Source organism: Adlercreutzia rubneri, assembly GCF_009755265.1.
GTDB classification, from domain to species: Bacteria; Actinomycetota; Coriobacteriia; order Coriobacteriales; family Eggerthellaceae; genus Adlercreutzia; species Adlercreutzia rubneri.
Genome location: NZ_WPOO01000011.1, coordinates 27,571 through 53,664, shown reverse-complemented (window position 1 = coordinate 53,664; position 26,094 = coordinate 27,571). Strand labels below are relative to the sequence as shown.

23 protein-coding genes, 1 tRNA gene and 2 riboswitches are annotated in these 26,094 nt (G+C 63.3%); of the genes, 21 read left to right on the top strand and 3 right to left on the bottom strand.

Features of this window, described 5'->3' with window-relative positions:
- Positions 1-97: 97 nt before the first annotated feature.
- A riboswitch (ZMP/ZTP riboswitch) is annotated at positions 98-180 on the top strand.
- Between the two features lie 127 nt (positions 181-307).
- The 9 genes from GO707_RS07425 (at position 308) to GO707_RS07385 (ending at position 7,937) form a co-directional block, all read left to right on the top strand.
- Complete coding sequence (locus GO707_RS07425; RefSeq protein ID WP_227069751.1) at positions 308-943, top strand: IMP cyclohydrolase; 636 nt, start codon at positions 308-310, stop codon at positions 941-943.
- Between the two features lie 259 nt (positions 944-1,202).
- Complete coding sequence (locus tag GO707_RS07420) at positions 1,203-2,384, top strand: phosphoribosylaminoimidazolecarboxamide formyltransferase (RefSeq protein WP_114538795.1); 1,182 nt, start codon at positions 1,203-1,205, stop codon at positions 2,382-2,384.
- A gap of 151 nt (positions 2,385-2,535) precedes the next feature.
- A riboswitch (adenosylcobalamin-variant (AdoCbl-variant) riboswitch) is annotated at positions 2,536-2,654 on the top strand.
- Between the two features lie 31 nt (positions 2,655-2,685).
- A complete protein-coding gene (locus GO707_RS07415; protein WP_114538796.1) occupies positions 2,686-3,189 on the top strand; it encodes a DUF4430 domain-containing protein in 504 nt (167 codons plus the stop codon).
- 87 nt (positions 3,190-3,276) lie between these two features.
- The gene (locus GO707_RS07410) at positions 3,277-4,443 is read left to right on the top strand and encodes an ATP-grasp domain-containing protein (RefSeq protein WP_114538797.1); all 1,167 of its coding nucleotides are present in this window, start codon (positions 3,277-3,279) and stop codon (positions 4,441-4,443) included.
- A gap of 43 nt (positions 4,444-4,486) precedes the next feature.
- Positions 4,487-5,680 (top strand): lysylphosphatidylglycerol synthase transmembrane domain-containing protein, encoded by a 1,194-nt coding sequence (locus tag GO707_RS07405; protein ID WP_114538798.1) that lies wholly within the window; start codon positions 4,487-4,489, stop codon positions 5,678-5,680.
- Between the two features lie 43 nt (positions 5,681-5,723).
- Positions 5,724-6,206, top strand: coding sequence for a PaaI family thioesterase (locus GO707_RS07400; protein ID WP_114538799.1), 483 nt, complete (start codon positions 5,724-5,726; stop codon positions 6,204-6,206).
- Between the two features lie 76 nt (positions 6,207-6,282).
- Positions 6,283-6,359, top strand: a tRNA-Pro gene (locus GO707_RS07395).
- A 55-nt stretch (positions 6,360-6,414) separates the two neighbouring features.
- The gene (locus GO707_RS07390) at positions 6,415-7,629 is read left to right on the top strand and encodes an acetate/propionate family kinase (RefSeq protein WP_173111680.1); all 1,215 of its coding nucleotides are present in this window, start codon (positions 6,415-6,417) and stop codon (positions 7,627-7,629) included.
- Between the two features lie 68 nt (positions 7,630-7,697).
- On the top strand, positions 7,698-7,937 hold the full coding sequence (locus GO707_RS07385; RefSeq protein ID WP_231699566.1) for an RNA polymerase sigma factor: 240 nt from the start codon (positions 7,698-7,700) through the stop codon (positions 7,935-7,937).
- Here the strand turns inward: GO707_RS07385 and GO707_RS07380 are convergent.
- Positions 7,846-8,496 (bottom strand): iron-containing alcohol dehydrogenase, encoded by a 651-nt coding sequence (locus tag GO707_RS07380; protein ID WP_114538801.1) that lies wholly within the window; start codon positions 8,494-8,496, stop codon positions 7,846-7,848. The two genes, GO707_RS07385 and GO707_RS07380, sit on opposite strands and share 92 nt — an antisense overlap.
- 111 nt (positions 8,497-8,607) lie before the next feature.
- Here GO707_RS07380 and GO707_RS07375 point away from each other — a divergent pair, with 111 nt between their 5' ends.
- Positions 8,608-9,009: a MerR family transcriptional regulator gene (locus tag GO707_RS07375; protein WP_114538802.1), complete on the top strand. Its 402-nt coding sequence runs from the start codon at positions 8,608-8,610 to the stop codon at positions 9,007-9,009.
- A 61-nt stretch (positions 9,010-9,070) separates the two neighbouring features.
- Here GO707_RS07375 and GO707_RS07370 read toward each other — a convergent pair whose 3' ends face one another.
- Entirely contained in the window at positions 9,071-9,577 is a 507-nt protein-coding gene (locus GO707_RS07370) for a metallopeptidase family protein (RefSeq protein ID WP_227069746.1), read from the bottom strand.
- Positions 9,578-10,082: 505 nt separating this feature from the next.
- Between GO707_RS07370 and tatA the strand changes: the two genes are divergently transcribed.
- From tatA to ispF, 7 genes are all read left to right on the top strand, one after another.
- Positions 10,083-10,352, top strand: a complete 270-nt coding sequence (gene tatA / locus GO707_RS07365) for a twin-arginine translocase TatA/TatE family subunit (RefSeq protein WP_114538803.1) — start codon at positions 10,083-10,085, stop codon at positions 10,350-10,352.
- A gap of 96 nt (positions 10,353-10,448) precedes the next feature.
- Positions 10,449-10,919, top strand: coding sequence for a transcription elongation factor GreA (gene greA, locus GO707_RS07360; protein ID WP_022738867.1), 471 nt, complete (start codon positions 10,449-10,451; stop codon positions 10,917-10,919).
- Positions 10,920-10,928: 9 nt separating this feature from the next.
- Positions 10,929-12,905: a lysine--tRNA ligase gene (gene lysS / locus GO707_RS07355; protein WP_157012675.1), complete on the top strand. Its 1,977-nt coding sequence runs from the start codon at positions 10,929-10,931 to the stop codon at positions 12,903-12,905.
- A gap of 147 nt (positions 12,906-13,052) precedes the next feature.
- A complete protein-coding gene (locus GO707_RS07350; RefSeq protein WP_198161041.1) occupies positions 13,053-14,114 on the top strand; it encodes an ion transporter in 1,062 nt (353 codons plus the stop codon).
- A gap of 140 nt (positions 14,115-14,254) precedes the next feature.
- Positions 14,255-16,837 (top strand): ATP-dependent Clp protease ATP-binding subunit, encoded by a 2,583-nt coding sequence (locus GO707_RS07345; RefSeq protein ID WP_157012673.1) that lies wholly within the window; start codon positions 14,255-14,257, stop codon positions 16,835-16,837.
- Between the two features lie 405 nt (positions 16,838-17,242).
- The gene (ispD, locus tag GO707_RS07340; RefSeq protein WP_022738886.1) at positions 17,243-18,085 is read left to right on the top strand and encodes a 2-C-methyl-D-erythritol 4-phosphate cytidylyltransferase; all 843 of its coding nucleotides are present in this window, start codon (positions 17,243-17,245) and stop codon (positions 18,083-18,085) included.
- 261 nt (positions 18,086-18,346) lie between these two features.
- Positions 18,347-18,838 carry a 2-C-methyl-D-erythritol 2,4-cyclodiphosphate synthase gene (gene ispF, locus GO707_RS07335; RefSeq protein ID WP_157012672.1) on the top strand — a complete coding sequence of 164 codons (492 nt, stop codon included), beginning with the start codon at positions 18,347-18,349 and terminating at the stop codon, positions 18,836-18,838.
- A gap of 232 nt (positions 18,839-19,070) precedes the next feature.
- Here the strand turns inward: ispF and GO707_RS12745 are convergent, their stop codons facing one another.
- Entirely contained in the window at positions 19,071-20,729 is a 1,659-nt protein-coding gene (locus GO707_RS12745; RefSeq protein ID WP_157012671.1) for a helix-turn-helix domain-containing protein, read from the bottom strand.
- Positions 20,730-21,006: 277 nt separating this feature from the next.
- On the opposite strand from GO707_RS12745, the gene GO707_RS07325 reads away from it, so the two are divergent.
- From GO707_RS07325 to GO707_RS07310, 4 genes are all read left to right on the top strand, one after another.
- Positions 21,007-23,304 carry an oxidoreductase gene (locus tag GO707_RS07325; protein WP_157012670.1) on the top strand — a complete coding sequence of 766 codons (2,298 nt, stop codon included), beginning with the start codon at positions 21,007-21,009 and terminating at the stop codon, positions 23,302-23,304.
- Positions 23,305-23,571: 267 nt separating this feature from the next.
- Positions 23,572-24,231 (top strand): RNA polymerase sigma factor, encoded by a 660-nt coding sequence (locus GO707_RS07320; RefSeq protein WP_157012669.1) that lies wholly within the window; start codon positions 23,572-23,574, stop codon positions 24,229-24,231.
- Positions 24,232-24,259: 28 nt separating this feature from the next.
- On the top strand, positions 24,260-24,841 hold the full coding sequence (locus GO707_RS07315) for a hypothetical protein (protein ID WP_114538809.1): 582 nt from the start codon (positions 24,260-24,262) through the stop codon (positions 24,839-24,841).
- A 444-nt stretch (positions 24,842-25,285) separates the two neighbouring features.
- The gene (locus GO707_RS07310) at positions 25,286-26,071 is read left to right on the top strand and encodes a GTP pyrophosphokinase (protein WP_197745982.1); all 786 of its coding nucleotides are present in this window, start codon (positions 25,286-25,288) and stop codon (positions 26,069-26,071) included.
- The last annotated feature ends 23 nt before the right edge of the window (positions 26,072-26,094 follow it).

Genomic DNA, 26,094 nt, shown 5'->3' with positions numbered 1-26,094 from the left:
GCTCTGGCCGCGCTTGCGCCGCCGACGGAAAAGCCGTGGGAAAACGAGGAGCGCTCTTCCGCGGGCGACTCTTTCCGTGATACCCTGCTTTTCGAAGCGAACGCGCTGTGACTGACGGGTACGCGTGGGGAACCACGGGGGAGCAGCGCGCCTATCCCGCCGACCGTCTGGGCAAGCCTTCTCGCAGGAGGGGCTTGCCTTTTTTCATGGGCGGGGTGCGAAAACCGCCGACGCGAACCGAGGGCCGATGCGGAACAAGCAAGAGTCGCAGCCGCGTTGGGAGAGAGCCGAAGAGAAAGGGACGCCCGTGCAAGACCTCGTCGAACTGCTGGAAAACAATCCCTACCCGGGCCGCGGTATCGTGGTGGGCAAGGACACCGTGTACTACTTCATCATGGGCCGCTCGGTGAACAGCCGCAATCGCATCTTCGCTACCGAGCCCGACGGCATCCGCACCGAGGCTCACGACCCGGCGCTTCTGGAAGACCCGAGCCTCATCATTTACCATCCTGTGCGCACGATGGGCGACGCCCTTGTGGTAACCAATGGCGACCAGACCGACACCATTGTGGAGGCGGGCGATTTCCGCGCCGGCTGCATGGCCCGCGCCTACGAGCCCGACGCGCCGAACTTCACGCCGCGCATCTCGGCCATTGTGAACCTCGACGGCTCGTTTGAGATGTCCATCTTGAAGCACGCCGATGGCGACCGCTGTATCCGCGAGTTCTTCGCCTACGAAGGTGCCGACGAGGGGCAAGGCTACTTCATCAGCACCTATCAGGGCGACGGCAATCCGCTGCCTACCTTCGCCGGCGAGCCCATCCCGGTGACGCTGCCGACTCCCGATGAGCTGTGGGCCGCGCTGAACGATGACAACAAGGTGAGCCTCTACGCCAATGTCGGCGGCGAAGTGACCCTCTACAACAAGAACCTCGGGGATTAATCGCGCCCATCTTCAACTACGGTTGAGCTTGGCGGGATGCGGGGCGCCGCTCACCAAGCGAGTTCCGCAGCGAGCGCAACTGCGCGCTCTCAACTACGGCTGAGCTTAGCGAAGATACGGGGTGTTCTGACCGAGCGAGTTTCGCAGCGACTGGAAATGCCCAGTGGGCATTTCCACAAAGCGAGGACTGTCTGAGCGAATCAGAATACCGCGTAGCTTCGCCCCCCGAGGACCCAGAAACATCATAGATAGGAGACTCATGAACGAACTGGAACTCAAGTACGGCTGCAATCCGAACCAGAAGCCGTCGCGCATCTTCATGAAGGACGGCAGCGACCTGCCCATTCAGGTGCTGAACGGCAAGCCCGGCTTCATCAACTTCCTCGACGCTTTCAACTCCTGGCAGCTTGTGAAGGAGCTGAAGGAGGCCACGGGGCTGCCGGCGGCCGCTTCCTTCAAGCATGTGTCCCCGGCCGGCGCCGCCGTGGGCCAGCCCCTCACCGAGACCGACCGCGCCATGTACTTCGTGGAAGAAGAGGGGGAGCTCTCGCCCATCGCCTGCGCCTACATTCGCGCTCGCGGCGCCGACCGTCTGTGCTCCTACGGCGACTGGGCGGCGCTGTCCGACGTGTGCGACGCTGATGTGGCCCGTTACCTGGCGAAAGAGGTGTCCGACGGCATCATCGCCCCGGGCTATACCGATGAGGCCCTGGAGATTTTGAAGACCAAGCGCAAGGGCTCCTACAACGTGGTGCAGATCGATCCGGACTACGTGCCGGCCGAGACCGAGCTGAAGGACGTCTTCGGCATCACCTTCGAGCAGGGCCACAACAACTTCGAGATCAACGAGGCGCTGCTGGAAAACGTGGTGACCGAGAACAAGGAAATTCCGGAATCGGCGAAGATCGACATGATCGTGGCGCTCATCACGCTGAAGTATACCCAGTCCAATTCCGTGTGCTACGTGAAGGACGGCCAGGCCATCGGTGTGGGCGCCGGCCAGCAGAGCCGCATCCACTGTACGCGCCTGGCGGGCAACAAGGCCGACCAGTGGTGGCTGCGACAGATGCCCGAGGTGCTGAACCTTCCCTTCAAGGACGACGTTCGCCGTCCCGATCGTGACAACGCCATCGACGTGTACCTGTCCGACGACGAGTGCGACGACGTGCTGCGCGACGGCGAGTGGCAGCGCGTATTCACCGAGCAGCCCAAGGCGCTCACCCGCGAGCAGAAGAAAGACTGGATCGCGAAGATGAGCGGCGTGACCGTGGGCTCCGACGCCTTCTTCCCCTTCGGTGACAACGTGGAGCGCGCCCGCAAGTCCGGCGTGGACTACATCGCCGAGCCCGGCGGCTCCATCCGCGACGACAACGTCATCGAGGTGGCCAACAAGTACGGCATCGCCATGGCCTTCACCGGCATGCGCCTGTTCCATCACTAATCGGACGATTGGGGCCTTGCTTGGGGCCTAAAGTGTCGGTTGTCGAACCCTTTGCGGCCGCTCTTTCGAGGGCGGCCGTTTTGCGCCATAATGGGTAGGTCAATGGCCCGTCGGGCCGCGCGTGGGAGCGCGGTGCGCGCCGTGGATGAGAATGCGGCAATGCGCGTCTCGGGAAATGTGGGTGGAAAGCCCGCGCTATGCCAGTAACCGTAAGGTTCGCCGTTGCGCCGAAGGGCGCGGCGGTGGCGAAGTCGGAACACCGAGCTGAACAACAGGGCCCTGGAAGAAAGGATAAGGAACTATGAACAAATTCGATATCACGGAGCTTCCCAAACAGTGGCTCGTGGCCTTGGTGGCCCTGGCCTTCACCTTCTTGCTGGTGGTGCCGGGCTGCGCCGGGGAGGCGGCCGATAACGGCGGCAACGGCGAGAACGCGGCCGAGCAGGCGGCCCAAGTGGCCGAGGAGGAAGGCCCCATCGAGGCCGGCCAGGCGGCGGAGGACATCGTTGTTCCCGTCTCCATCACGATGCCGGAAAGAGCCGGCGCCGAGCCCAAGACCATCGAGGTGACGGTGCCCGATGGCGCCACGGTGCTGCAGGCGACCGAGGCTGCGGGCTGGGATGTGCAGGTGGAGGACAGCGACTACGGCAAGTTCGTCACCTCCATCAACGGCATCGCCAACGGCTCTGAAGGCGAGGCCTCCGGCTGGGTGTACACGGTGAACGACGAGACGGTCATGGAAGCCTGCGACGTGCGCCAGCTGGCCGCCGGCGACTCCGTGCAGTGGTCGTTCTACGTCGGCTAGCCACCCCTCCGCGCCAAGCGCGCAATCCGGCGGGCTCCTCCAAGCGAGGGGCCCGTTTTGCAAGTCCCCTATGCGAAGGAGCTTTCCATGATCATTCTCGATGAACCCTACGCCTCCGTTCCGCTGCTCGACTGGATGGAGGCCTCGGCGCATCCCGTGCTCGCCAACGGGTTCACCGAGAAGCTCGTGGCGGGCGGCCGCACGTTGAACCTGGTGGACGCCGACGAGTGCGCCCGGCGCCTGGAGGCGGGGGAGCGCATTTACACAAACTCCGAGAACGCTCTGGCCTGGATTCTCGACCACGTGGACAACCCCACGCTCACCGATGCCATTCGCCTGTTCAAGGACAAGGCGGCCATGCGCGAGAAACTCGCGCCTCTAAGCCCTGGCCTGTTCCATAAGACCGTCGATCGTGCGGGATTGGAAGCGGTAAACGTCGCCGATCTGCCGTTGCCGGTGGTGCTTAAGCCGGCGGTGGGCTTCTGTTCCATGGGCGTCTACGTCATCGAAGAGCCCGAGGATTGGGCGGCGGCCGTGGCCGACATCGCCCGGCGCGAGGACGGCTGGCACGAGCGCTATCCGGAAAGCGTCGTCGGCGGCAGCGAATACCTTATCGAAGGCTACCTCGCTGGTACGGAATACGCCCTGGACGCCTACTTCGACGAGGATGGCGCGCCCCATATCCTGAACATCTTGCGTCACGATTTCGCCGGGCCCGAGGAGACCTCCGACAGGATGTATCTCACCGACGGCACCATTGTGGATGCGTGGAATGACCGCTTCACGGCGTGGCTGGCGGCTGTGAACGAGGTGGTGGGCGCCCGCAGCATCCCCGTTCACGTGGAGCTGCGCGTCGATGGCGACACGATTGCTCCCATCGAGTTCAACCCCCTGCGCTTCGCGGGCCTCGGCGGCACCGACGTGGCCTTTTACGGCGTGGGCCTGCGCACCTACGAGGCCTTCCTGGAAGATACGCCGGTCGATCTGGCGGCGCTGTACGCGGCGCATCCGGGCAAGGCGTATTCCATGTCGCTTCTGAATCCGGCGCCGGAGGCCGATCTGGCGCGTCCCTTCGACGGCGCGGCGCTCTGCGAGCGGTTCAGCCATGTGCTCGCCTACCATGGGTTCGATCCGGTGACGGTGGGCTTCTACGGGTTCCTGTTCCTGGAAACCGATGCGGAAGGCACGGGGGCTGACGAGCGCGATTGGCTTTTGCGCAGCGATCTCATGGAGTTTGTGGGCGGCGCGTTATAATGATGCACCTACCCCTGTCTCCTACCACGACGGAGGTGCGCTGATGCGCGGCAATTTGCAGAAGGTCATGATCGGCCTGGTGGTCGTTATCGTGCTCGCATTCATATTCTTTTCCGGCGACTCGCTGGTGAAGCTTGTCGACACCATCAAGCAGGGCACGCCCTTCTTCATCATTGCGGCGGTAGTGGCCCAGCTGTGCAAGTACCTGGCCCAGGGCCGCGGCTTTCAGGCCTGCTTCAACACCGTGAACGGGCACATCAGCTACCGCACGGGGCTTTCGCTCGTGTTCGGTACCTTCTTCATGAACACGGTGGCGCCTTCGATGAACCTGGCCGGCACGTCGCTTGTCATGGCCACGGCCACGCGCAACGGCATGCAGGCGGGCAAGGGCACCACGGCGGCGCTGCTCATGCAGCTATCCATCGATTCCGGTTTCGTCATCATCATGCTCACCACCTTCGGCGTGCTCACCTTCACGGTGGGGCTGCAACCGGGGTGGCTGGCGCTCGGGCTGGTGGCCGTGGCGCTCGTGGGCGGCCTCGTGTTCGTCATCGCTGTGGGCGGGCTGAAGCCCCAGCTGGTGCTGAAGGTGCTGCGTCCGTTCGTGAAGCTCGCCGACAAGATCCTCGCGAAGTTCAAGAAGCCGGCCATTGACGAGTCCGTGGAGCGCACGATCCACAACTTCTCCAGCGCCGCGCATCTCATCACGAAGAACCCGCGCAAGACGGTGCAATCGTTTTTGTGGACGACCCTCTCCAGCATCTGCGAGATGAGCTGCTTTGTGCTCGTTGGCTTCGCGTTCGGCGTGCACCACCCAGAAGCGCTCATTTGCGGGTACGTCGTGGCCACGCTGTTCGCTATGATTTCCTTTGTGCCCCAGGGCGTCGGTGTCGTGGAGGCGGCGGTGACCGTGGCCTTCGCGCTGTTCGGCATCGGCTCGGCCACGGGTCTTGCCGTGGTCATCGTCTATCGCGGCATCGTGTTCTGGCTGCCGTTCCTCGTGGGCGCAGTGGTCATCCAGCGCATAAAGGCGTTCATGCCGCTGGGCTCGCGCGATTTGAAGGGCAAGGCCGAGACCATGGAGCACGAACTGCCCGATGCGGTGGAGGCCGTGAAGCAGGTGGAGGCCGACGAGGCCGCCAAGTGGGACTCCGCCGAGGCCAAGGCCGAGAAGGTGTCGGTGTCTGCGAAGGTTTCGCAGTCCGGGTCGGGGAAGGCTCCGAAGAAAACGAAATAGACGGGCACCGCGAAGGCGTCCGGCGCGAAAGGAAACGAGAGTGATGACGGGAACGAATCTGGCGGGCGCTGCTTTGGAAGTAGCGCAGAAGCGCGAGACGCAGGGGCTCAACCACACGCTGGGCGTTCACTTCACCAAGGTGGAACCGGGCCTCGTCGAGGCAGAGATGCCCATCACTCCGGCGCTTTTGCAGCCTTTCGGTTTTCTGCACGGAGGCGCCACTATCGCGCTTCTGGAATCGGTCGCTTCGGCCGGCGGCGAGCTGGCATGCGACTTGGAGACCGAGCAGCCCTTCGGCGTGGAGGTGACCATCCGTCACAAGAAGAGCGGTCGGGAAGGCGACGTGGCTCGCGGCGTGGCGAAACTCGCCGAGCGCAAACCGTCGTCGAAGGCCGGCTACAAGCTGTACTGGGACGTGGCCGCCTACGACGGGGACGGCGACGTCATCAGCGACGGCGTCATCGTGGTGAAGGTGGTGCCGAAAGACTACCTCGCCCAAAAGCTCGCCGAGCGCGGGCAGGCGTAAAATTCCCCTGACTTCCCCCTTGCACTGTGCGTGCTCTGTGGTATCATAGCGTTCGCTGTCCGCAAGGACGCACTTTCGGGTTGTGGCTCAGTTTGGTAGAGCGCTGCGTTCGGGACGCAGAGGCCGCAGGTTCAAATCCTGTCAACCCGACCATCGAATTCAAGAGCCGGCCCCGCGCCGGCTCTTCTTGTATGGAAGGGAAATGCTCATGCGCATACTGGTCGTGAATGCGGGTTCGTCGTCGCTGAAGAGCCAGCTTATCGAGACTGACGGCAAGGTTTCGCTCATGAAGTGCCTGGCCGAGAAGGTGGGAACCCCCGACGCTTACATGAACGTGGCCTTTGCGCCCGATTTCCAGAAGGTCACCTATCATGTGGCGGATATGACGGTAGCCGAGTGCCTGAAGAAACTTTTGGAAGCGCTGGTGGACGATCCGGAGAGTCCCATCAGCGACCTTTCGCAAATTGACGCCATCGGCAACCGCATCGTGGCCGGCGGCGAGTACTTCACCAAGTCCGTCATCATCGACGGGCCGGCCCGCGAGAAACTTGAGCTGTGTGAGGAGCTGGCGCCGCTGCACAACCCGCCGGCTGACGCCTGCATCGATATGATGGCCGCGCTCATGCCAAGCACGCCCCAGGTCGCCGTCTTTGACACGGCCTTTCACGCCACCATGCCCGCGAAGGCCTACATGTACCCGCTGCCGGCTCGCTACTACGACGATTATCGTATCCGCCGCTACGGCGCTCACGGCACGAGCCACCGCTACGCGGCCCAGCAGGCGGCGAACCTGCTCGGCCGTCCGCTGCGCGACTTGGGCCTCATCACGTGCCACCTTGGCAACGGCGGCTCCATTACGGCGGTCAACCATGGGAAGTCCATCGATACCACCATGGGCTTCACGCCGCTGGAGGGTCTCATGATGGGCACGCGTTCCGGCTCCATCGACCCGGCCATCCTCACCTACATCATGCGCCGCGAGGGCATCTCCTTCGACGAGATGGATGCCGTGCTGAACCGCGAGAGCGGCGTGCTCGGCGTGTCGGGGCTGTCGGCCGACATGCGCGACGTGCTGGCGGCGGCCGATGCGGGCAACGAGCAGGCGCGGCTGGCCATCGACATGTACGTGTACCGGGTGCAGAAGGCCATCGGCGGCTTCTACGCGGCCATGACCCGCACCGACGCCGTGGTGATGACCGCCGGCATCGGCGAGAACTCCGCTGAGCTGCGCGAGCTTATTTTCGACGGGCTGGCCCACATGGGCATGATCCTCGACCGCGAGCGCAATCACGTGGTGGGCCAGATCGGCGTGAACCGCATCATCTCCATCGACGACAGCCCCATCAAAATCTGCGTGGTCACCACCGACGAGGAGATGCGCATCGCCCGCGAAACCGACAACCTCGTAAGCCAGCTGGGGTAAAGCATTTTCCGAAATCTTCCGACAAAACACCTTCCCCAATCGTGTTAGAGGAAAGGGAAGGAGAAACCGTGGCCTCGCAAACCGAGATGGAAGCTGTGTACCGCCTCCACATTGGGGCGGTGTACCGGCTGTGCTACTCCTATTTGGGAAGCGCCGCCAAGGCCGAGGATGCCGCCCAGGCAGTGTTTCTCTCGCTGGTAGAGCATCCCCGCACGTTCAACGACGCCGAGCATGAGAAGGCGTGGCTGATCGTCTGCGCCCAAAACCGCTGCCGCGATGTGATGAGAAGCGCTCGCTGGGGTGGCTGAGCCCCGACGAGTACCGCCGCAGCGAGGGCTGGGCGGTGTAGGAAGGTACGAAAAAACGTCCGCACCCCCGGCCCTTCACCTTGGTGGCTTCGTTAGTGATGACGCCGCCGTTGTTCTGCTCGGCGCCGGTGCCGGAGAGCGTGACCACGCACCCCAGCGGGATGAAGGCGGTCGGCGTCTTGTCCTGCACGTGCTCGAAATCGTCGATGTCCTCGTCGAGCAGCACCTGAGCGGAGACGATCTTGCAGCAATCGAACACCGAGCCGCCGCCCACGGCGAGGATGAAGTCGACCCCTTCCTCACGGGCGATGCGGGCCCCTTCCTGCACCTTCTCGTAGGTGGGGTTAGGCATGATGCCCGGGAATTCCACGACGGTCTTCCCCGCATCTTGAAGCGCCGCCACGATTTCGTCATAGAGGCCCGTGCGCTTGATGGAGCCTCCGCCGTAAGCGAGCATGACCTTCTCGCCCATGGCGGGCAGCTCGGCGGCGAGCGCGGTGTGCAGAGCGCCTTCGCCGAAGTAGTTCTTGACGGGGTACTGGTAAGTGAACGAGTTCATGGGAATCCTTTCTTGTCAGGATGTCTTTCAGCTGCTAAAGTGCGACTCTATCAATCGGTAGTTACTACCGCAAAAGGGCAGTGGCAGCGAAAGCAAGGAGCATTCACAAACATGACGCAGCTTTACTCCATGAAGCAGGTGTGCGAGACGACGGGCCTCACCTACGAGACGCTGAAGTTCTACTGCAACCAGGGGCTCGTGCCCAATGTGAAGCGAGGCGCGAACAACCGCCGCGTTTTCGACGAGCGCGATGTCGAGTGGGTCAAAAGTCTGACGTGCCTTAAGCGCTGCGATATGAGCATCCAGGAAATGAAGGAGTACCTAGCGCTGTGCTTGCAGGGGGCCGCCAGCATTCCCGAGCGCAAAACGATGCTCGAGGCCAAGCGCGCGCGACTTGCGGAGCTACTCGTCGAGGTGCAAAAGAGCATCGACTATATCGATTGGAAACAGGGCTTCTACGACGATGTTCTGGCGGGAAGGACGGAGTACGCAAGCAACCTGCTGCCTCGATAGGGCCGCACGCTCTCTTTCGCTCAAGGGGTTGCATGGCTCGGCGCGGGGCTATCCTGCCCCCTTACTCGTAGCCCATGGCGGCCAGCTGGTCCTCGTTAAGGCCGAAGTAGTGGCCCAGCTCATGGATGATGGTCTTGCCGACCTCTTCCACGATTTCCTCGCGGCTGTTGAAGCAGCGCTCGTGTGGGCCTTTGAAGATGGTGATGACGTCGGGGATGTCGTCGTCGTAGCCGTTGGCCCGTTCCACGATGGACAGCCCGTCGAACAGCCCGAGAAGGTCGTCGAATTCGTCCTCGTCGTCCTCCGCCTCGTATTCGCCGCCTGCGTCTTCCGCTGCTGCGTCGTCTTTTGCATCGCGTTCCGCAGGCGTATACGATTCGGGGCCATCTTCGTCTTCGACAAACGCTGGTTCGATGTCCCATTCCTCGTCATAGCCCACATGGTAGGCGCTTGGCTCTTCTTCCCATACGATGGCCACGTTGTTCAGCGCTTCCATGAACTGCTCGGGCATCGCATCAAGGGCCTCGGCGATGGCGGTTTCGAATTCCTCATCGGTCATGCGGTACATAGCTGCTCCTTCTGGATGCGAATGCTGAACACCCATTCTATCCCATCGAGGTTGCGGCGAACCGTAGCCCGAGGCGTGTTTTTGTCACGACGCAGCAAGCATCGCGTCATTATCCTGCCCCAGGCTACGGTGTATCGTGTGGATAACATATCGATTTCTGGCATATCGCCTGGTCGTAGCCCCGGGGCGATTTGTTGTATCAGGATAACACCGTAGCCAGACAAGGAAAAATGCCTGGCTCTTCGAACCGGGGTGGCAAAAATTTGTTTCTGGCTACGGTCGCCGCTTTTCTTTCGCGCCTTTTGCGAGAGGTGGAGGCTGAACGGCGGACGTCGTTGAAGTATTTGTGCGAAACGCGGCGCGGTGAGGGGGTTTGTGTTACCATTGCCCGCGCATTCAAAGGCGCGCGGAGGGTCCGGGCGCACTGCTCGTCGGAAACGAGACGACGGCGGGCGATTACCGATAAGGCAAGGCGACCCCTTGCCCGACCTTATGGAGGAATTGCATGAAGATTCTGGGCATGGGAGTTCCCGAGCTCCTCATCATCCTGGTCGTTATCCTGCTCATCTTCGGCCCGAAGAACCTGCCCAAACTCGGCAGCGCGCTCGGCAAGACGGTGAAGAACCTGCGTGAGGGCATGGGCGCCGGCGAGAAGGACGTCGAGGAAGCCGCCGACGACGAGGAAGTTGTCGAAGTGGTGGAAGAGGTCGTGGAAGAGCCTGCAGCCGCCCCGAAGAAGACGGTGAAGAAGGTCGTCAAGAAGAAGGCCGAGTAACCTCGCTCCTTCGACAACATCAGGCAAGAACGGTGGTGCGCCCGCTGCGTTGTGCGGGCGCACCACCGATGTATAAGAGAGAAAATAGGAATCATTATGGCTAACGACAACTACGTGCTGACTGAAGAAGGCAAGAAGAAGCTCGAGGAGGAGCTGCACTACCTCGAGAACGAGAAGCGTGCCGAGATCGGCGAGCGCATCAAGGTCGCCCGCGAGTTCGGCGACATCTCCGAGAACTCCGAGTACGACGATGCCAAGAACGAGCAGGGCATGATGGAGGCGCGCATCGCCGAGATCAGCCGCATCCTCTCCGAGGCCACCGTTGTGAACGCGCCGAAGCGCTCGAGCAAGGTGAACATCGGCTCCACGGTGACCGTGGACATGAACGGCCGTGAGCGCGTGTTCACCATCGTCGGCGGCGCCGAGTCCGATGCCCACGAGGGCAAGATCTCCAACGAGTCGCCGGTGGGTCAGGCGCTGCTCGGCTGCAAGAAGGGCGACGAGGTGACGACGACCGGCCCCACTGGTCGCGACATCAAGCTGACCGTTATCAAGATCGAGCACTAGGAGACCGGAATGGCCGAAGCGGTAGAAATCATCGAAGACGATCCCATCGAGGTGCGCCGCGCCAAGCGCGAGGCGCTGATTGCCGCGGGCATCGATCCCTATGGGCACTCGGTCAAGCGCAGTCATTCGGTAGGCGAGCTGAACGAGAAGTACGCGCACTTGGAAGACGGCGAGTCCACCGAGGATGAGGTGCTCATCGCCGGCCGTGTCATGGCCAAGCGCGTCCAGGGCAAGATCGCGTTTCTGGAGCTGCGCGAGTCCGGCTGCGACATTCAGCTGTTCTGCCGCATCAACGCGCTCGGCGAGGAGGCCTTCGCGGCCCTGTGCGATTTGGATGTGGGTGACTGGATCGCCGTCCATGGCACTATGATGCGAACCCGCCGCGGCCAGCTGTCCGTAGCGGTGGACTCTTTTGAGCTGATGAGCAAGTCGCTGCGGCCTCTGCCCGAGAAGTTCCACGGCCTGACGGACAAGGAGACCCGCTATCGCCAGCGCTACGTGGATCTCGTTATGAACCCCGAGGTGCGCACCACCTTCGAGCGCCGCTTCAAGATCGTCTCGGCCATCCGCCGCTACATGGAGGAGCAGGGCTACTACGAGGTAGAGACGCCGTTTCTGCATGCCATCATCGGCGGCGCGAACGCGAAGCCCTTCATCACGCACTTCAACGCGCTTGATCGCGACTACTACCTGCGCATCGCCACGGAGCTGCCGCTGAAGCGTCTGCTCGTGGGCGGTTTCGAGAAGGTGTTCGAGATCGGCCGTCAGTTCCGCAACGAGGGCATGGATCCGTACCACAATCCCGAGTTCACCACCATGGAGGCTTATGAGGCCTTCGGCGACCTTAACTCCATGATGGATCTCACCGAGGGTTGCATCAAGGCCGCGGCCGAGGCAGCCTGCGGCACGCTGAAGATCGAGTACCAGGGAACGCCGGTGGATTTGTCCGGCGACTGGCGCCGCGCCTCCATGATGGAGCTGGCCAGCGAGCACGCCGGCGAGGAGGTGTCCTTCGACCGCAGCCGCGAGGAGCTGGTGGCCATTCTGGAGAAAAACGGCGGCCATGCCGAGGCGGCTTGGGGCAAGGGCAAGCTCATCTCCGAGATCTTCGAGGCCGTGGCGGAGGAGAAGCTCATCCAGCCCACCTTCGTCGTCGACCACCCGCTGGAGATCTCGCCTCTGGCGAAGAAGCATCCGGAGAACCCCGAGCTCACTCAGCGCTTCGAGCTGTTCATCCTGGGCCACGAGTACGGCAACGCCTTCACCGAGTTGAACGACCCGGTGGATCAGGCCGAGCGCTTCCGCGCCCAGGTGGCGGCCAAGGACATGGGCGACGACGAGGCCATGGGCTTCGACGCCGACTACATCCGCGCGCTGGAGTACGGCATGCCGCCGGCTGGTGGCGTGGGCATCGGCATCGACCGCCTGGTCATGTTGCTCACTGATGCGCCGTCCATTCGCGACGTGCTGCTGTTCCCCCACATGAAGGACGAGGTGCTCGGGGACGGGAGGCCGGTGTGCGCGACTGAGAAGGAGCCGGCCGAAGCTGCCGGCAGCGCCGATGCCGACGCTGCGGCCCCCGCGTCCGAGCCCATCGACTTCTCCGACGTCGTCATCGAGCCCCTCTTTGAAGACGAGGTGGACTTCGACACCTTCAGCAAGTCGGACTTCCGCGCCGTGAAGGTGAAGGAGTGCACTGCGGTACCGAAGTCGAAGAAGCTGCTGCGGTTCACCTTAGATGACGGCACGGGCGCCGACCGCACCATCCTGTCGGGCATCCACGCCTACTACGAGCCGGAGGAGCTCGTGGGCAAGACGCTCATCGCCATCACCAACCTGCCGCCGCGCAAGATGATGGGCGTGGCCTCCGAGGGCATGCTCATGTCCGCCATCCACGAGGTGCCCGGCGACGACGGCGAGCCCGAGGAGCGCCTGAACCTCCTCATGGTAGACGACCACATCCCCGCCGGCGCCAAGCTGTACTAGGCGCTTGCGCTGACGACTCCAGGACGGCCCCCTTCGCAACTGCGGTGAAGGGGGCCGTCCTTTGTATCCAGCTTCTTGACGGCTGGTGAATGACGGCGCATCTCCGCGGTGCCCCTGCTTAAAATGAGAGGGGAGAGGAGGTGCCCCATGAGCGCCACAGATGACGAACGGCAACGCGACGAAGACGACGAGCGCGCTGCCCGCGAGCGGTGGGAGCGCCGCGAGGAGCGCCGGCGGCGCAAGGAGCGCACGCGCCGCGAGAGCCTGCGTCGGCGCTTGGGCGACTCCTCCACGTTCAAACGGGAAACCTTCTACGCTCTGGAGAACCTGAATCGGGCGAACTGGCCGGCGAAGATCGTCGGAGGTGCGCTGTTCGCGCTCATCCTCCTGAATGCCGTGGTGGTGTTCGTCTCCGCTCAGCCGGGGCTCGATCCGGTGGCGGCCAATATCATCCAGGGCTTCTACCGATTCTCCACGGTGTGCTTTTTCGTGGAATATATCGCTCGTATCTGGATTGCCGATTTGGCCTACGGTAACTGCACGCCGGCTCGTGCTCGGCTGCGCTATATCTTCTCGCCGTGGGGCATCATTGACCTCTTGTCCTTCGGGCCGAATATGGCGGCATGGTTTTTGCCCGTCACGCCCGCGCTGCAGAACGTCATCAGCGTGGTGCGGTTGGTGCGCCTGATAAAGATCTCCCGCTATATGCGCGGGCTGCGCACCATCGGTCGCGTCATTTCGAAGCACTACCATGAAATCGTGGCGTCGTTTCTGGTCATCGCCATGCTCGTGGTGGTGGCCAGTGTCGTGATGTACGAGATTGAGCACCCGGCTCAGCCCGACAAGTTCAACAACCTTTTGTCCGGCATCTACTGGGCCGTGACCACTGTCACAAGCACCGGCTACGGCGACTTGGTGCCCATCACGCCGGCGGGGCGCATTGTGGGCTCGGTCATCATGTTTCTCTCGGTGGCGCTCGTGGCCATTCCCGGCGGCATCTTCTCGGCCGGCTTCGTGGCCGAGTTCCAAAATGCCAACCTGCGCAAGATCGAGCGCGACGTCCGCCGCGAGGACGCCCGTCAAGACAACCGCGACGAGGAGGAGCGCGCCGCCGACGAGGAGGTCGAACGCGCAGTTGCCGAAGAGCCTGAAAAGGAAGCTCCCTCGCGGAATTCTTCTGCGGATCCCTCACAACGTGCCCACAAATAGGGGGTTTCCAAGACCCAGGTTTAGCAATTCAAGATAGGGAGTGCTAAACTGCACGGGAACTATTTACCGTGCCCGACGTGTCAGTTTTACCAGAGAGAAAGCATTCGCAGAAGGGCACCAACCCAAGGAACGAGGCAACCATGTCATTCGAGAAATTCACGGACAAGGCGCGCAAAGTGCTTGTCCTGGCTCAGGATGAGGCGCGCTCGCTTCACCAGCCCTACGTGGGCACCGAGCATATCCTGCTCGGCCTCATCCAGGAGAAGGACGGTCTTGCCGCCCAGGCGCTCGACCGCTTGAACGTCAGCTACGACGGCGTCGTTCAGGCCATCCGCCAGGTGGTCACCATCGACGAGGACACCGATGTCTCGGGGCACCTCTCCTTCACGCCGCGCGTCAAGCGCGTGCTGGAGAACTCGCTGCGCGAGGCCATGCGGATGGGGCAGTCCTACATCTCCACGGAGCACTTGCTGCTCGGCATCGTGCGCGAGGGCGAGGGCACGGCGCTCGAGGTGCTGGGCCGGCTGAACGTCTCCGGCGACGACGTGCGCGGGGCGCTGAACGACCTGGTGGGCCAGTCGCCGGTCTACGCCGGGCGCACGGGCTTCGACGGGCCCAGCTCATCGGACTCCATGCTCACCGAATTCGGCACCGACCTCACCAAGAAGGCCCGCGAGGGCAAGCTAGATCCGGTGATCGGCCGTGCCTCGGAGATCGAGCGCGTCATGCAGATCCTCTCGCGCCGCCAGAAGAACAACCCGCTCATTCTGGGCGAGCCCGGCGTGGGCAAAACGGCCATCGCCGAAGGCCTGGCCCAGCTCATCGTGGCCAACCAGGTGCCCGACATCCTGCGCAACAAGCGCCTCATCACGCTGGACGTTTCCGCGCTCGTGGCCGGCTCGAAGTACCGCGGCGAGTTCGAGGAGCGCCTGAAGAAGGTCATCAAGGAGGTCATGGACGCCGGCGATGTGCTGCTGTTCATCGACGAGATCCACACCATCATCGGCGCCGGCTCCGCCGAGGGCTCCATCGACGCGGCGGCCATTCTGAAGCCCCCGCTGTCGCGCGGCGAGATCCAGATCATCGGCGCCACCACCCTGGAGGAGTTCCGCAAGCACCTGGAGAAGGACTCTGCGCTGGAGCGCCGCTTCCAACCGCTTACCATCAACGAGCCCAACGAGGAACAGGCCGTGCGCATCATGGAGGGCCTGCGCGACAAGTACGAGGCGCACCACGGCGTGCACTTCACCGACGAGGCGCTGACCGCCGCCGTGCAGCTGGCGAACCGCTATATCCAGGATCGCTACCTGCCCGACAAGGCCATCGACGTCATGGACGAGGCCGGCGCCCGCATGCGCATCCGCAACATGACGCTGCCCAAAGAGCTGCGCGACTTGGACGAGAAGCTGCGGAAGTGCCGCGCCGAGAAGGACCGCGCCATCGGCGACCAGAACTTCGAGCGCGCCGCCGAGCTGCGCGACGAGGAAGAGGCTCTGAAGAAGGAGCGCGAAGAGGCCGAGAAGCAATGGGAAGAGGACACCTCTAAGACGGTGCAGAACGTCACGGTTGAGGACATCGCCGACGTGGTATCCATGTCCACCGGCGTGCCCGTGAGCAACCTCACCGAGGCCGAGACCGAGAAGCTCTTGCGTATGGAAGGCGTCCTGCACGAGCGCATCATCGGCCAGGACGAGGCCGTCACGGCGCTTTCCAAAGCCATCCGCCGCTCCCGTTCCGGCCTGAAGGATCCGAAGCGCCCGGCCGGCTCGTTCATCTTCCTGGGGCCGTCGGGTGTGGGCAAGACCGAGCTTTCCAAGGCGCTGGCAGAGTTCTTGTTCAACTCCGAGGACGCGCTGCTGTCCTTCGACATGTCCGAGTACATGGAGAAGCACACGGTGTCGCGCCTGGTGGGTTCGCCTCCGGGCTACGTGGGCTTCGACGAGGGCGGCCAGCTCACCAAGGCCGTGCGGCAGCGCCCGTACTCGGTGGTGCTCTTCGACGAGATTGAGAAGGCGCATCCGGATGTGTTCAACATCCTGCTGCAAATTCTGGAGGAGGGGCGCCTCACGGACGCCCAGGGCCGCACCGTGGACTTCCGCAACACCGTCATCATCATGACCTCGAACGTGGGCGCCCGCGACATCACCACCACGACCACGCTGGGCTTCTCGAACTCGGGGCAGAACGGGCTTTCCGACAAGGAGATCAAGAGCCGCGTCATGCACGAGCTGAAGAACGCCTTCCGTCCGGAATTCTTGAACCGCATCGACGAGATCATCGTGTTCAAGAGCCTGACCGAGGACGAGATCGTGCAGATCGTCGACCTCATGGTGGCCGAGTTGCGCGAGCGCATGATTGCCCAGAACATGACTATCAACCTGGACGACGCCGCCAAACGCCTCGTGGCCAAAGAGGGCACTGATACCGCCTTCGGCGCGCGTCCTTTGCGTCGCGCCATCCAGCGCATGCTGGAGGATCCGCTGTCCGAGCAGATCCTTGAGGGCCGCTGGACAAGCGGTTCGGTGGTGGACGTCACCGTGTCCGAGGACGGTGAGGAGCTGGTGTTCTCCGAGGGAACCGGTTCCATCCCGGCGCCTCGCAAGCGCGACTCCATCGCCCGTGACGCCGAGTTGCTGCTGACGAACTACGACCTGGGCCACGCTGGCGTGGGAAGCGGCCGTGGCGCCGGCACCCCCGCTGGTTCTCTGGCGGGAGGGGAGTAGGGGCGGCCTTTCGGCGCTAGCGGGGCTGTCCTTCGGTTCCGCCCCGGCTGCGTTTCGGTGCCAACTGAGGCCGCGCCTCGGCTCCGACGCAGCTGCGCCCAGTCGTAATTCGAGCGTATTCTAACCGCGTCTACAAGGAGGCTCCCCGGAGCCTCCTTCTTCATGTCTGAACCGCGATTGGGGACGATTTCGATTTTCCCTTCCCGAATGCCAGTTCGACCCCGGAATGGTAAGGGCGCAAGACCTCTGGAGCTCGAAATCTTACCAAAGCGGGCTTCAACTGGCATTTTTCGTCCTCGCGCCTTACCAAAGCGGGCCTGAAGTGGCATTTGCGGAAGAAAACCGAAAATGCGCGCGATGGCTTATACTATGTCCCAACATTCCACGAGCCCTCAGGGGGTACTTATGCCGAACATCATCGATCCCGTCACCGAGCCCTCGGTTCTTCGCGAGCCGTCCTTTTGCATGGATGAGCTCGATTTCGATGCCCTGAGCTCGCCGCTTCTGCAGCTGCAGGGCAAAGTGGACAAAAAGCCCCAGACGGCGGCCATCATTCTGGCCGGTGGCACAGGGGAGCGCTTCGGCAAAGAAGGTGGCAAGCAGCTGGTGGAGATTGCCGGCAAGCCCATCCTTACGTGGTCGGCCGAGGCCTTCGACGCGGTAGGAGATGTGGGGCTCATCGTCATCGTGTGCCCCGAGGAGCGCATGCACGAGTACTTGTCCCGCGCCATCGACCCGTTCCCCTTCGTCACGCCCGTGGTGCTCGCGCCCTCGGGGGCCATTCGCCAGGAGTCGGCGTTTTCGGGGCTCGAGATGGTGGGCGACGAGTACGAATACGTGGTGCTGCACGATGGCGCCCGACCGCTCGTGTCGCCGGATCTCATCGAGCACACCATCAACATGGTCAAGGGCAACTTCGATGCCGACGGCGCCATTGTGGCACATCCGGCGGTGGATACGCTGAAGGTCGTGGAAGACGGCGTGGTGGTGGGCACCCCCGACCGTTCGGTCTTCTGGAATGCCCAGACGCCCCAGGTCTTCCGCGCGGGCATCTACCGCCGCGCCCATGCGAGCGCGCTGTCCGACGGCTTCGTGGGAACCGACGACTCGTCGCTCATCGAGCGGCTTGGCGGCAAAGTGCTGATCGTGGAAGGGAAGCGCGACAACATTAAGCTTACGGTGCCCGAGGACTATGTGCTTCTCGCCAGTGCCGTTCGGACTATGCTTTTGAACTCCGAGCATCGATGACGGTTAACGAAGAGGCCACTTTCTGCAGCAAATCGCGAGTTATAAGCGTCTGGAGCTTGCTTCGTTCGAGACATTCAAAAGCTGCGAATTTCTGACCTGGGGTTTTGCTGGGCGGAAAACCTGGAATGCGGTGAAGCGCATCGCTCAGACGCTTATAACTCGCGATTTGCTGCAGAAACGAGCCTTTTCGATGACCGAGAAGGAAATGAGAAGGGTTTTCAGAGGCGATATGCGTGATGGAAGAAGGCGGAAGGAGCCGGTATGAACGACCTGCGCAATCTTCGGACGGGGCTGGGAATGGATGTGCATGCTTTTGCTCCGGGCCGCAAGCTCATCTTGGGCGGGGTGGACATTCCGCACCATCAGGGGCTCGACGGGCACTCCGATGCCGACGTGCTGGCCCACGCTATCTCCGACGCGCTTTTGGGCGCCGTGCGCGGGGGCGACATCGGGAAGCTGTTTCCCGACACCGACCCGGCCTACAAGGATGCCGACTCGCTTAAGCTGCTCGCCGAGGTGGCTCGCTTCGTGCGCGAGCGCGGTTTCGAGATCATCGACGTGGACAGCGTCATTGCCGCCCAGGCTCCGAAGCTCTCTCCCTACCGCGAGGCCATGCGCGAGAACCTGGCCGCCGCCATGGGCCTTCCCGTGGAGAACGTGGGCGTGAAGGCCACCACCACCGAGCACTTGGGTCCCGAAGGCCGCGAAGAGGGCATCACCGCCTACGCCACCTGTCTCGTGTACCGCATTTAACGACAACCAGAACCCCATCTGGACCTTCGGTTATACCCCGGCGAAGGCGGGCTTCTACGTGCTGCGCGTGCGCTCGGTGAACGATGCCGGCGAGCACAGCCCCGAAAGCGCCTTCGTCGAGCTGCAGGTGGACGATTAGGGAGACCCACCTGCTCGGCCGACTCGCTGCCGAGCTGGATGACGCGGCGTGCGCCGTTGTAGGGGGAGTGCTGGCCTCAATGAGGCTGCTTCCTCAGTCTCCCGGGTGCGACTGCAGGAGGTCGATCAGGGCCTGGCGGGAGGAGACCTCGCACTTCTCGTAGATGTGGCGGATGTGGGTCTTCACGGTGCTCTTGGAAAGCACGAGCTCCTGCTCGATGTAGGGAACGTCGCGGCCCTTCGAGATGAGCCCTAGGATCTCCCGCTCGCGGGGCGAGAGGCGGTGGGTGCTGGCGAAGGCGTCCAGGTGCGCTTCGGCCAGCTCCTCGCGTTGAAGGGAAACCGCCGCCGCGCTTTCGGCTCCTTCGTCGGTATTTTCGGCATTGTTCCCTGCGGCTTCCGAGTGGCATGCCCCCCGGCGCACGACCTCGTAGACATGGGGCATGGGCCCCAGCAGCAGTGCCACCAGAACCAGGACGCCAACGCCGCCGAAGATGGTGCGGTTGGTGAAGTCGAACAGGTCGAGGGCCGGGTTCAGGTACAGCGTCATGACAAGCACGTCGGCCACGGCCATGGCCAGGGCGCACAGGCACGCGAGCCGGGCGAGGGGGATGAGCCACGCCTGCGGCGGGCAGCCCTGGTAGTAGCGCAGAAGCGCCATGATGATGAAGACGAGAATGATGACGCGCCCGGCTTCGGCGATGCCGATGGGTGCTCCGCCGGGAAGGTGGTAGGGGAAGGTGACGAACCCCACGGCCACGGCGAAAAATCCCACGGAGCACACGAGCGGGAGGCGCAGGCGCCCGCGCTCTTCAAGCAGAAGGGCGGCGACCGAAAACAGGGCGATGAGCAGCGCAGCGATAAAGGCCGGCTCGGTGAGGTTGCCGAGGACCGCCGCGGCTGGGTCGCCGGTCAGCGGCGCGAAAAGCGGGCTTGCCTCCGAGAAGAGCGACACGGGGAACAGGCTGAGCAGCAAATCGGCCACGAAGACCGAGATGACGATGGAGGCCGAGAGCACGCGGGGCAAGGGCGCGGGCCGCTCGGCTTCGGCGCCGGTGCTGGCGGCATCGGCGTTAAGCGCGCTTTTGACTTCGGCGCTGCGCAGCACGTCAGCGGCTAGGGGGGTCTTGTCTTCGCCGGTTCCAGGATGAGCCTTGCTGCTGCTCGCTTTGGTTTCCGGGAGCTGCGCCGCCAGTCCCAGACCCATGGCGACGGGCGCCACCAAGCAGGCGCAAAGCAGCAGAATGCCGCGCGGCATGAGGCTGAGCGCGACAAAGGCGATGCTGGCGCCGAGCAGCGCGCGCACGAGCCGAAGGAACGCGCCGCGCGGCGGTTCGCCGGAAAAGGCGAGCCACCAGAGGTATCCGGCAGCGGCCAAGGACGCGCCGAGCAGCACGTCGCCCGCGATCATGGGTACCGCTGCATCTTCGAAGAGCATCCCCGCCCGCAGCAAGATGGAGGCGCTCGTCGTGCAGGCTAGCAGAAACGGCAGCACGACGGCGCCGGAAGTGCGGTCGGTTCCCGCAAGGCTCGATGCCCCGAAGGTCCGCCCGCCGCTCTGCGCCACGGCCAGGCACCCCGCGAAGCCCAGAAGCAGCCCTGCGTCGCACGACAGTGTCAGCGGTATCTGACAAGCGGTGCCCACCTCCAGCGCGGGGTACAGCGCGCCCGACAGCAGCGTGCACAGCGCCAGCCAGAAATAGCAGCCAAGGCCGATTTCCACCACCAGCGGTTTCGCGGAATCGAATGTCACGGGCCCCTCCTTTCTCTCTAGATTATAGACGCTCACCCCGCCTCGTTCCTATCGTACTAACGGGTCGATGCTGGAAATATTTTCGCAATTACCTCCATCGGGTCGATGCGTTGAACTGGGCTTCCGTCCTACCGTGTCCTCATCCCCGCCGCGAACGCCCTCCAGGGCCACTTGCCAAGGCGGCGACAAGCCGCAGCGAGCGCACTGATCCCGGCGGCGTTGGGTGGGGCGGCAAAACGGAACGGAAACGTGCCGAAGGAGAGAAAGGGAGGCTCGCATGAGCACGATGGAAGAGACGAAAACAGCAGCAACGGTAAGCCGCCGCGGGTTTTTGGGCGGCATAGGCGCGGCGGCCCTGGGTGCAAGCGCGCTTGGGCTTGGGCTTCTGGGCGGGTGCGCCCCGCAGCCTCGTGCGGCTGAGGCCGGCGGCGAGGCAGCGGCGTCCGGTGATGCGACGTCCCCGGCGTTGTCGCAGACGGGAAGCACCGCTTCGCCCTACGCGCAGATCAATCCCCAGGACTGGGACTTTACGACCAACAGCATCGAGGACTTCGCCAACACCACTATGTTCTCCGAGCTGAAGATCGGTTCGCTCACGCTGAAGAACCGCCTCATCAAGTCGGCGGCCAGCTCCATGGTGCCCAACGAGGAGCAGAAGGCCGTGGCCTATCACGGCCGCATCGCCGCCGGTGGCATGGGCGCGGTGTTCGTCGAGGGCAGCTATATCATGCTCGAGCGGCTGGACAAGCGCGTGAATGTGGCCGACAACGATATGCGCATGACCATCGAGGAAAGCCCGCTTGCGGCTATCTGCGCCGAAGTGCACAGCTATGACGTGCCGTGCCTCATTCAGATGAAGACGGCCACGCCGGGCATCGTGTATCTGTGGGAGAACATGGGCGAAGAGGGCGAGACCCACAAGGCCAGCCTGCTATCGGCCGCCGACATCCAGACGTACATCGAGGACACCATTGACGGGGCCGCCCGCCTTCAGGCCATCGGCTTCGACGGCATCGATCTGAATGCCGCCGGCGACAACCTGCCCGCACGGTTCTTCTCGCGCTTCGGCAACGACCGCGCCGCCGATGACCCCTACGGCCCGGCCACCATCGAGAACCGCACGCGCATTGCCTGCGAGATTATCCGCGGCATCAAGGAGCGCTGCGGTGCGGACTTCGTGGTGCAGGTGCTCGTGAACGGCGCCGAGGAGAACGACGGCGCTCTCGGCGACAACGCGCTGGTGAACACTCCCGAGGAAACCGTGGCTATCTGTCAAGCCCTCGAGGCCGCTGGCGCCGATGCCCTGGAGCTGCGCCTGGGTACCTTCGCCTTCCACGAGGCCCAGTTTGTCAACGACGGCGTTTTCGCCGGCTACGGCTACGACGGCGCCACCAGCTTCGGCACCTTCTACGACTTCGACAGCCACTTCAGCGGGCTGCTCGACGGCTCGCACTCCGGCTGCGGCCTCATCATGGGCGCCTGCCGCTACGTGAAGCAGCACGTGAGTATCCCCGTGGGCGGCGTGGTGTTCATGGATCCGGCGCTTGCTCCCGACTACTTCGAGAACGCCCTGAGCGAGGGGTGGCTCGACATGATCTATATGCACCGTCCCGTGGCCAACTGCGATGCGGAATACGCCAACAAGCTGCGCGAGGGCCGCATCGACGAGATCCGCCCCTGCTGCCGCTGCCTGAATTGCCTGGGCGGTCTGTGCCGCGTGAATCCCTGCAACAACTCGGTGTTCACCGATGCCATGCCCGAGGGCTACGAGGTGCGCCCGGCCGACGGCGACAAGAACGTCATGGTCATTGGCGGCGGCCCGGCCGGCATGGAGGCGGCGCGCGTGGCCGCCGAGCGCGGGTACGCCGTCACGCTGTACGAGAAGAACGGCCTGGGCGGCCTTTTGGACTTCGCCGAAATGGTGAAGGGCAAGCACGAGAGCCTGGGCCGTCTGCGCAACTACCTCTCCCGTATGCTGGAAGTGGAAGGTGTGAACGTCGTCACCGGCCAGGAAGTGGACGCGGCCTTCGTGCGTGAGCAGAGCCCCGATGTGGTTATCGTCGCCACCGGCGGCGTACGGCCGGAGCTGGCGGCTGCGGGCACGGCCGCCACGCCGGTCATTGGCGTCACCGACTTTTTGGCCAGCGAGATCGGCGAGCGCGTGGCGGTGCTCGGATTCAACGCTCAGGCCACCGACACGGCCCACTACCTCATCGCCCAGGGCAAGAAGGTGACGGTGATCGCGCCGGAGCCCGCCGAGGCCTTCGGCACCGGTCAGGCCATGATGCTGAACGCCTTCGTGAAGCCCGCCTTCTTCGCCGCCGGCGGCCGCCTCATGCCCGAGTGCACGCTGAAGAGCGTGGGCGACGGCGAGATCGTCGTCACGAACAGCTTCGGCATGGACGTCACCCTTGCCTGCGACTGCGTGGTGGACGCCTCCACCATGAGCCCCAACACGGCTCTGGCCGACGAGCTGTCCGGCGAGTTCGACGTGCACGTGATTGGCGACGCCGCCGAGCCGCTGAGCATCCAGAACGCCATCACCGCGGGCAACCTCACCGCCCGCAACTGCTAAGGCGCCCAAGGCGTACCACTGCGCGCAAGGCGCATCGCCCCTCACCCTCCCAAGAAGAAGGCCGGCCCCGAGTCGGCCTTTTCCTTGCTTGTTCTATACCACCCTCGTTTCTGGCGAGTTTTGTCAGGGAAAATTTCTCCCAAACGTCGCACATTGTGCCGCGCCCAAGCGTATTGTCTGTGAAAGGCCTTTTGTGGAAGGTGGCGACGGGGCGGCAAGCTAGCGGCCGCGCTGTCGCCGCTTTCTCGACGGACGAGAAGGAAACCCGTGGACAACCGCCAGTACCGACAGATCGTCGACGACTACGCCGACATGGTGTACCGCATCGCGCTCAATCAGACGCGACGGGTGCCCGATGCCGAGGACGTGGTGCAGGCGGTGTTTCTAAAACCGTACGAGAAGCCGCCGACGTGGCTCGAATGTGATGGCGATCCTGATCCCGGGCGCGATGCCGGCCACGGTCGCGGCCGTGACGGCGAGCGCACTGCAGGGGACGGAACTGGTTGCGATACCAAGCGAACAGGCGCCCTCGACGAGCGCCTGCGCGCGTGGCTCATCTGCGTCACGGTGAACGAGTGCAAGAGTCTCTGGCGCAGTCTGTGGCGCCAGCGGGTGGAGCTGCGCGAGATTCGCGACGGCGACGCCCCTCCCTTCGAGGAGCCCGCTTTCGCCGAGCCCGCCCACGAGGCGCTGTATGCCGCTTTGGGCGATCTGCCCGAGAAGTGCCGCATCGTGGTGCACCTGTTCTACTTCGAGGACATGGGCACGCGCCAGATCGCCGAGGTGCTGGGCATCAAGGAACCCACGGTGCGCACCCGGCTCGTCCGCGCAAGGAAGCTACTGAAACAGTCACTGAAGGAGGCGTGGGAAGATGAGCAACCAAAGCCAATACAAAGCCATGATGGGCGAGGTCCATGCCTCTGCTGACCTGATAGGAAAGGTTAAGGGCATTCCCATGGAGAAGACGAAAAAGCGCGGCATGGCGCTGAAGTTCGCGACTGCTACCTGTGCGGCCCTGCTCGGGGTGTTTGTGGTCACCAACGGCGTTTGCTACGCGGCCACGGGCGAGACCTGGGTGGAGAAGGTCACGGTGTGGATCAACGGCGAGCCAGTGGAGATGGACGTGCAGATGAGCCAGAACGGCGACACCACCGTCGGTGAGGTCTCCTACGAGGTGGGCGACGGCGAGGGTGGCGCGGTGCAGATGACCATGATCTCGGAAGGCGGCGACTTCGACGGCACCACCTACGAGATTCACGACTACACGGTGGAAGGCGCCGAGGACGGCTCGCCGAACGCCGACGATATGGTGCTGGAATCCTCCGACGGCCACGTGGTTTTAGCCCCCGAGGGCGTGGAGCCCATCGACTTGACTGACGAGCTGGCCGCTAACGGCGCCGCCACGGGCACCTACGAAAAGGACGGCGCCACCTACGTGTACCAGGTAAGCGGCGAACCCGGCAATTGGCACGCCTCCGTGCATTTGGAAGACGCCGAGGCCGAAGCCGCTCCGTCCGCCGCTGCGGAGGTGCGGTAGAGTTTTCGCAGCCACGAATGCGTGATAGGGTCGAAGCGACGGCGCGATAGATCGATGCAGAATTTTGTTATGCGCTAACCATATTCGTGCGATCTCCCGCAGAAGCTCACTCTCTGCGGGAGACCTTCTTGCCGAAATGGCTGAAATGGCTTGGAAAACACGAAACATCGGTCGAAGAGCTTGTTTTCAGCATTCTTTGTAATACTGAGGATGATGTTTTCCCAGGTCGTGTATTACAAAAGAGCTTAATCTGAAAATTCCGACCGATGTTTCGTCGTTTTCAAGCCATTTGAAGGATATGAAGTCTCATTTTGTAGATTTCGACCGATGTTTCGTGATTTCCAAGCCATATCGGGGCCACAAAGTATCATCTTGCGAAAGAGAGCGAAGTCTCATGCTCGGAAGGAGCAAGGGACCAACGATGACGCGGGAAAGGGAGCGGCTATGGCGAGATTGACGGAGCGAGCTTTCGAAAACGCGGTGGTGCGGCTGCGTGACGGCCAGGGCGCGCTGGGCCAAAGTGCGCTAGATGCGTTGCACGAGCAGCGGGAGGAGCTGGCGAACCAGATGCTCGCGCGGTTGGCGGGCAGCGACGAGTTCTCTGCCATGTTGGAGCGCAACTTCGCGCCCTACCGGCGGCTTATGACCTACTACGAGTGCGCCATGATGGAGGTGGAGACGAAGTTCCGCGTGCTGGATGCCGAGTTCGGCCTGCAACACGATCGCAACCCCATCGAGTCCATCAAATCGCGCCTGAAGAGCACCGACAGCTTAGCGAAGAAGCTTGTCCGCAAGGGCTTTCCCGTGTCGGTGGACTCCATCGAGAAGAACATCTACGATGTTGCCGGCGTGCGCGTCGTCTGCACCTTCCCCGAAGATATGTTCTCCCTGGCCGAGTCGCTGCTCTCCCAGGATGACGTGCGACTTATCGAGCGGCGCGACTATGTGGCCTCCCCGAAACCGAGCGGGTACCGCAGTTTGCATCTCATCGTCGAGGTGCCCATTTTCCTGGAACGCGAAAAGCGCTGCGTGAAGGTGGAGGTGCAGCTGCGCACCATCTCCATGAACTTCTGGGCCTCGCTGGAGCACCAGCTGCGCTATAAGAAGGACCTCGCCGAGGAGGATGCCGCCGCCGTGGCCGCGGAGCTGGCCGATCTGGCCGACACCGCCGCTGAGCTGGATCGCCGCATGCAGGCCCTGCGCAACTACCTGGACGACGGGGAAGAATAGGGCTCGTCGGCGATAGGGCATAG